The sequence below is a fragment of the Amycolatopsis sp. NPDC051371 genome (assembly GCF_040682155.1).
GTDB lineage: Bacteria > Actinomycetota > Actinomycetes > Mycobacteriales > Pseudonocardiaceae > Amycolatopsis.
On the sequence record NZ_JBFBAG010000108.1, the window covers coordinates 1 to 5559 of the forward strand.

A 5559-nucleotide genomic window follows, 5' to 3' on the forward strand; every position below is an offset into this window, starting at 1 on the left:
GGTACACGGAGGACTTCGGCTTCCGTGACGCCGCAAGGAGGTTCTACGAAGGCCACCCGGCCGCGGCCGCACAGCTGGTGATCGATCTCACGACCACTGCGGTAGGGCAGGCCCCCGGATGGTTCCGGCGGCCTGCCCCATGCCCCCTGGCGTCCCGGCTCCCTAACGTGGGGACACCGAGACACCAGGGGGTTCTTTCATGCGGAAGTCATTGCCCGGCAAGCGGATCGTCGCCGTCGGCACGCTCGTCGCGCTCCTCGCGGCGACGACGGCGGCACCGGCGTTGGCCACGACGAGCCCGCTCCAGGGCGCCCTCGACACCCTGACCGCCCAGGACGGCGTCCCGGGCGCCGAAGCCGTCGTCCAGGACGGCTCCCGGACGCGCGTCACGCGCAGCGGCACCGGGGACGTCACCACCGGGAAACCGTTCCCGCGCAACGGTTCCTTCCGCGCGGGCAGCGTCACGAAGTCGTTCGTCGCCACGGTCGTGCTGCAGCTCGTCGGCGAAGGCCGGGTGAAGCTCGACGCGCCGGTCGAGCGGTACCTGCCGGGCCTGCTCCCGGACCGCCGGATCACCGTGCGGCAGCTGCTGCAGCACACGAGCGGGCTCTACAACTACACCGACGACCTGGACCTGACCGATCCGGAGTCGCTGCGCCACCGCGGCGCGGAGCCGGCCGAACTGGTGGCGATGGCGCTGAAGCACCCCGCGCTGTTCCCGCCCGGCACGAGCTGGTCGTACTCCAACACCAACTACATCGTCGCCGGGATGCTCGCCGAACGCGTCACCGGACGCGCACTGAGCGACGAGATCGCCCGCCGGATCACCCGGCCGCTGGGCCTGCGCGACACGTACCTCCCGCGCCGCGGCGACGAGAAGCTGCCTGCCCCGCACGCCGTCGGCTACGTGCCGATCGGCGGGAACCTGACCGATTTCAGCGACTACGACGCGACGATCGCCGGGGCGGCGGGCGGGCTCGTTTCGACACCGGCGGACCTCGACCGGTTCTACGGCGCCCTGCTGGGCGGACGGCTGCTGCGTCCCGCCGAACTGGCCGAGATGAAACGCACCGTCCCGGCCGACCTCGGCATCCCGGGCGCCGGTTACGGCCTGGGTCTGGGCAGCATCCCGCTGTCGTGCGGGGAATTCTGGGGCCACGAAGGCGGCATCCTCGGCTTCACCAACCTCGCCGGGGTCGGGCCGGGCGGCCGCCGCGTAACGGTGGTGCTGAACGAGAATCCGACGCCGGCCGACACGAGCCAGCACCTGCTGGCCGCCACCGACGCGGCGGCCTGCTCGTAGTCCGGAACTGTCGGTGCCCACCGGTAACGTGGAAAACGGGGGGCGCCCCCGCGACCTGACTCCAAGCCGCGGGCCCACGGCCGGCGTTCACCGTTCGCGAGCGACACCCCGGGCAGCGTGCGCCGCTCGCGGCCCGGAACTGTCGGTGCTCCCCGGTAAAATCGATAACGGGGGGCGCCCCGGCGGCCCGCTCACGGAAGCAGATCGAGAACCTCGGTCCACGGCCGGCCGATGTCCAGCCGGTGCAGCGTCACCCCGGCGCCCGCGAGGGTGTCGAGGTGGCGCTGCCACGCCGGGTGGTGCACCCGGGTGTCCTGGATCTGGTACGCGACCACGATCGTGATCCCCGGCGCGCCGAGGACGTCGCCGAGCACGGTCAGCGCCTGGTTGTCCGCGATGCCCAGCGCCAGCTTCGCGACCGAGTTGGCCGACGCCGGGGCGAACAGGAACACCGCCGGGTCCGGGTGTGGCCGCGGCTCCCCTGGCAGCCGCGAGACGCTACGCACCGGCAGGTCGGAGCACGCGGCGACCTCGGCGAGGGCGCCCGTCGACTCCAGCCAGCGCATCGCCGTCGGCGTCAGGGTGATCGCCGGGCGCCAGCCGCGCTCGGCGGCGGGCCGGACCAGCTCGGCGGCGAACCGGACGTCCAGCCCGCCGCACGAGCCGGCGACCAGCCCGAGATCTCTCACGGTTTGCGCAGCACGGCGCAGAACATCGCGTCGGTGCCGTGGCGGTGTGGCCACAGCTGCACGTACGGCCCGTCGCCGAGCTCCGGCACGCCGTGGAAGAACTCGCGCGAGTCCAGCACCTCGGCCTTCAGCCGCCGGGCCGTCTCGCCCAGCACGCCTTCGGTCTCGGCGAGGTGCGGAGAGCAGACGACGTAGGTGAGCGCGCCGCCCGGCCGCAGCAGCGCGTAGGCCGCCGTGATCAGCTCTCCCTGCAGCTTCGTCAGGTCCGCGACGTCCGACGGCTGACGCCGCCAGCGCGCCTCCGGCCGCCGCCGCAGCGCGCCGAGCCCACTGCACGGCGCGTCGACCAGGATCCGGTCGTACCCCGGTTCGAGACCGCTCTCGCGGCCGTCGGCGACGTGCACCTTCACCGGCAGCCCCGTCGTCGCCTTCTCGACGAGCTTCGCGCGGTGCGGCGCCTTCTCGACGGCGTCCACGGTCGCCCCGCTCATCGCGGCCAGCGCGCCGAGCAGCGCGGCCTTACCGCCGGGACCGGCGCAGAGGTCGAGCCAGCGCTCGTCGGTGCCCTCGACGGGCACCTTCGTCGCGGCGATCGCGCAGAGCTGGCTGCCCTCGTCCTGCACCGCGGCCAGCCGCTCCCGGATCGGCTCGGCGTCGGCCGGGTCACCGGCGCCCGCGGGCAGCCGGACACCGTAGGGCGAGTACGGCGCGACGTCGCCGCCGGTGATCGCGGCCAGCTCGTCGGCGCTGATCTCGCCGGGCCGGGCGACCAGGTGCACCTCGGGCCGCGCGTCGTCGGCTTCCAAAGCCGCCTTCAGCCCCGGCCCCTTGTCCCCCAGCGCTTCGGCGAACGAGCGGGCGATCCAGCGCGGGTGCGCGGTGCGCAGCGCGAAGGCCCCGATCGGGTCGGTGGCCTCGTCCGGCGCGACCTCGTCCAGCCACGCCGCTTCGTCCTTTTCGGACACCTTGCGCATGATGGCGTTCGCGAAACCCGTGGCCCACGAACCGGCTTCGGCCCGCACGAGGTCCACAGTGGACGTCACGGCGGCGTGCTCCGGGATGCGCGTGCGCAGCAGCTGGTAGACGCCGAGACGCAGCGCGTCCAGCACGACCGGGTCGGTCTTGGCGAGCGGCCGCTCGGCGTTGGCCTCGATGACCGCGTCGAGCAGGCCTTGGGCCCGCGACGTGCCGTACGTCAGCTCGGTGGCCAGCGCGGCGTCCCGGCCGCTGATCCGCCGCTCGCGCAGCAGGTCCGGCAGGACGAGGTTGGCGTAGGCGTCTTTCTCCCGGACCGCGCGCAGGACGTCGAACGCGGCCTGCCGGGGCGCGTCGACCTCCGGCGGACGGCGCGGGCCTTCCTTGCGCGGCGCCGGGCGGCCCCGCTCCGGCCGCGACGGCCGGCGTTCCCTGTGGTCGTTCACCGGAGGCGTTCTCCTTGGTCGATCCTCGTACCTCGCGCCCAGTCGGTGGCCGCCATCCGTTTCTTGCCGGGTGCCTGGACCTCGCCGAGCCGCAACGGCTTCGTCGCCGTCCCAACCAGCACCCGCTTGCGTTCGACCACGATCTCGCCCGGCGGCGGGCCGGGCTCGTCGACCACCGTCACCGGGCCGAGCTTGAACCGCTCGCCGCGGAACTCCGCCCACGCGCCCGGGTCCGGGGTGACCGACCGGATCTGGCGGTCGACCGCCGAGGCCGGGTCGGCGAAGGACACCCGGGCGTCCTCGACCGTCACCTTCGGCGCGTAACTGAGGCCCTCGGCGGGCTGGTCGCGCGCGACCAGACTGCCGTCGGCAAGACCGTCCATGGTGGACAGCAGCAGCTTGGCGCCGGATTCCGACAGCCGCCCGAGCAGGCTGCCCGCCGTGTCGGTCCCGCCGATCGCCTCGGTGACGACGCCGAAGACCGGGCCGGCGTCCAGCTCCTTGACGATCCGGAAGGTCGACGCGCCGGTGATCTCGTCGCCGGCGCGGATCGCGGCCTGCACCGGCGCCGCGCCCCGCCACGCGGGCAGCAGCGAGAAGTGCAGGTTCACCCAGCCGAGGCGCGGGATGTCGAGGGCGGCCTGCGGCAGCAACGCACCGTAGGCGACGACCGGGCAGGCGTCCGGCGCCAGTTCGGACAGCCGGGCGAGGAAGGCCGGGTCACCGGCGCGCGCGGGCGTCAGGACCTCGATGCCGTGCTCGTCGGCGAGGGCGCCGATCGGGGAGCGGACGACCCGGCGGCCGCGCCCGGCCTGGGCGTCGGGCCGGGTGACGACGGCGACGACCTCGTGGCGGCCGGAATCGAGCAGGGCGCGCAGCGCGGGGACGGCCGGCTCGGGGGTGCCGGCGAAGACGAGCTTCATCGGCCCACCCCCGGCGGGAGCAGGGAGGATTCACGTGACTGGAACATCGCGACTGAGTCTAGAAGGCCCCCGTGATCGCGGCGCGCCCGCGCCCGCCGGTAAACCGGGCGACAGCCCGCGGGGGCCGGATTAGCGTCGTCCGCATGCCCGGACGATCTTCTTCCCCGACGTGGCGGCCGCTCACCCGCGAGGACGCCCAGGCGTCGGCCGACCTGCTCAACGCCATCGAAGCCGTGGACGGCACCGGCGAGCACTACACCGCGGAGGACACCCTCCAGGAGCTGGTCGACCCGTACGCCGACCTCGAGCGCGGCAGTCTCGCGGCCTTCGACGGCGACACGATGGTCGGCTACATGAAGATCCGCTTCAAGCCGTCCGCCGCCGAGGTCCACCGGGTCTTCCTGGACGGCGGGGTCCACCCCGCCCACCGCCGCCGGGGCATCGGCACCGCGCTCGTCGAAGCCGGGGTCGCGGCGGCGAAGGTCCTGCACACCAGGCACCACCCGAGGTCGAAGCTCGTGGTCGACGTCCACAAGGCCGAGCACATCGCCGGCCTGGCCGAGCTGATGCGGTCCCGGGGCTTCGCGCCGGCCCGCTACTTCCGGCGGATGGAGCACCCGCTCGGCGACGTGGCGCCGGTGGACGAGCCGCGGATCGAGCCGTGGTCGGAGGCGACCGACGAGGACTTCCGGCAGGTCCGGAACGAGGCGTTCGAGGACCATTGGGGCGCGGTGCCGATGCCCGCGGACATGTGGCGGAACAAGATCATCAACCAGACGTTCCGGCCCGACGTCAGCTTTCTGTTCCGGGACGCGGCCGGGGTCCCGGTGGGCCTGCTGGTGACCATGTCCTGGGACGCCGACACCGAGGCGACCGGCATCCGCGACGCGCACTTCATGGTCGTCGGGACGCTGCGGGAGTACCGGCGGCGCGGGTTCGCCGGGGCGCTGCTGGCGCACGCGTTGCACGCCGCGGCGGACCAGGGTTACGACCAGACGAGCCTGGTCGTGGACTCGGCGAGCCCGTCCGACGCCTCCGGGGTCTTCGAGAAGGCCGGGTTCGTGCCGAAGACGGGGTACATCCGCTGGGCCCTCGAAACCTGAGCCGAAGCGCCCCAATGTGGCGTTGGTTGCGTCCCGCGCACCCAATGCGTGGGGCGCGGGCGACTATCCGGCCCAAGTGGCGAAGCTGACGCCATTGATCCGCGACCTGCTAGCTGTCGC

Annotated in this window: 5 protein-coding genes; 2 read left to right on the plus strand and 3 right to left on the minus strand. The window is 73.5% G+C overall.

The genetic code is table 11. The annotated features are described in order from the left end of the window. The first annotated feature begins 199 nt into the window (after positions 1 to 199). Positions 200 to 1303: a serine hydrolase domain-containing protein gene (locus AB0M59_RS53370; protein WP_364632074.1), complete on the plus strand. Its 1104-nt coding sequence runs from the start codon at positions 200 to 202 to the stop codon at positions 1301 to 1303. A gap of 191 nt (positions 1304 to 1494) precedes the next feature. Here AB0M59_RS53370 and AB0M59_RS53375 read toward each other — a convergent pair whose 3' ends face one another. Genes AB0M59_RS53375 through fmt form a run of 3 tightly spaced genes read right to left on the minus strand, consistent with a single transcriptional unit; the run spans position 1495 to position 4336 of the window. Next, entirely contained in the window at positions 1495 to 1992 is a 498-nt protein-coding gene (locus AB0M59_RS53375; RefSeq protein ID WP_364632078.1) for a flavoprotein, read from the minus strand. Further along, positions 1989 to 3413: a transcription antitermination factor NusB gene (locus AB0M59_RS53380; protein ID WP_364632080.1), complete on the minus strand. Its 1425-nt coding sequence runs from the start codon at positions 3411 to 3413 to the stop codon at positions 1989 to 1991. Before AB0M59_RS53380 ends, AB0M59_RS53375 begins: the two co-directional genes overlap by 4 nt. Further along, positions 3410 to 4336, minus strand: coding sequence for a methionyl-tRNA formyltransferase (gene fmt, locus AB0M59_RS53385; RefSeq protein ID WP_364632083.1), 927 nt, complete (start codon positions 4334 to 4336; stop codon positions 3410 to 3412). The genes AB0M59_RS53380 and fmt overlap by 4 nt, the downstream gene beginning before the upstream one ends. Before the next feature lie 143 nt (positions 4337 to 4479). Here fmt and AB0M59_RS53390 point away from each other — a divergent pair, with 143 nt between their 5' ends. After that, entirely contained in the window at positions 4480 to 5439 is a 960-nt protein-coding gene (locus tag AB0M59_RS53390) for a GNAT family N-acetyltransferase (RefSeq protein ID WP_364632085.1), read from the plus strand. Positions 5440 to 5559: the final 120 nt, after the last annotated feature.

Bases quoted from the DNA above. Each gene is read 5' to 3' on its own strand.
- AB0M59_RS53370 (WP_364632074.1), top strand. From the start codon at position 200: ATGCGGAAGTCATTGCCCGGCAAGCGGATCGTCGCCGTCGGCACGCTC.
- fmt (WP_364632083.1), bottom strand. From the start codon at position 4,336: ATGAAGCTCGTCTTCGCCGGCACCCCCGAGCCGGCCGTCCCCGCGCTG.
- AB0M59_RS53390 (WP_364632085.1), top strand. From the start codon at position 4,480: ATGCCCGGACGATCTTCTTCCCCGACGTGGCGGCCGCTCACCCGCGAG.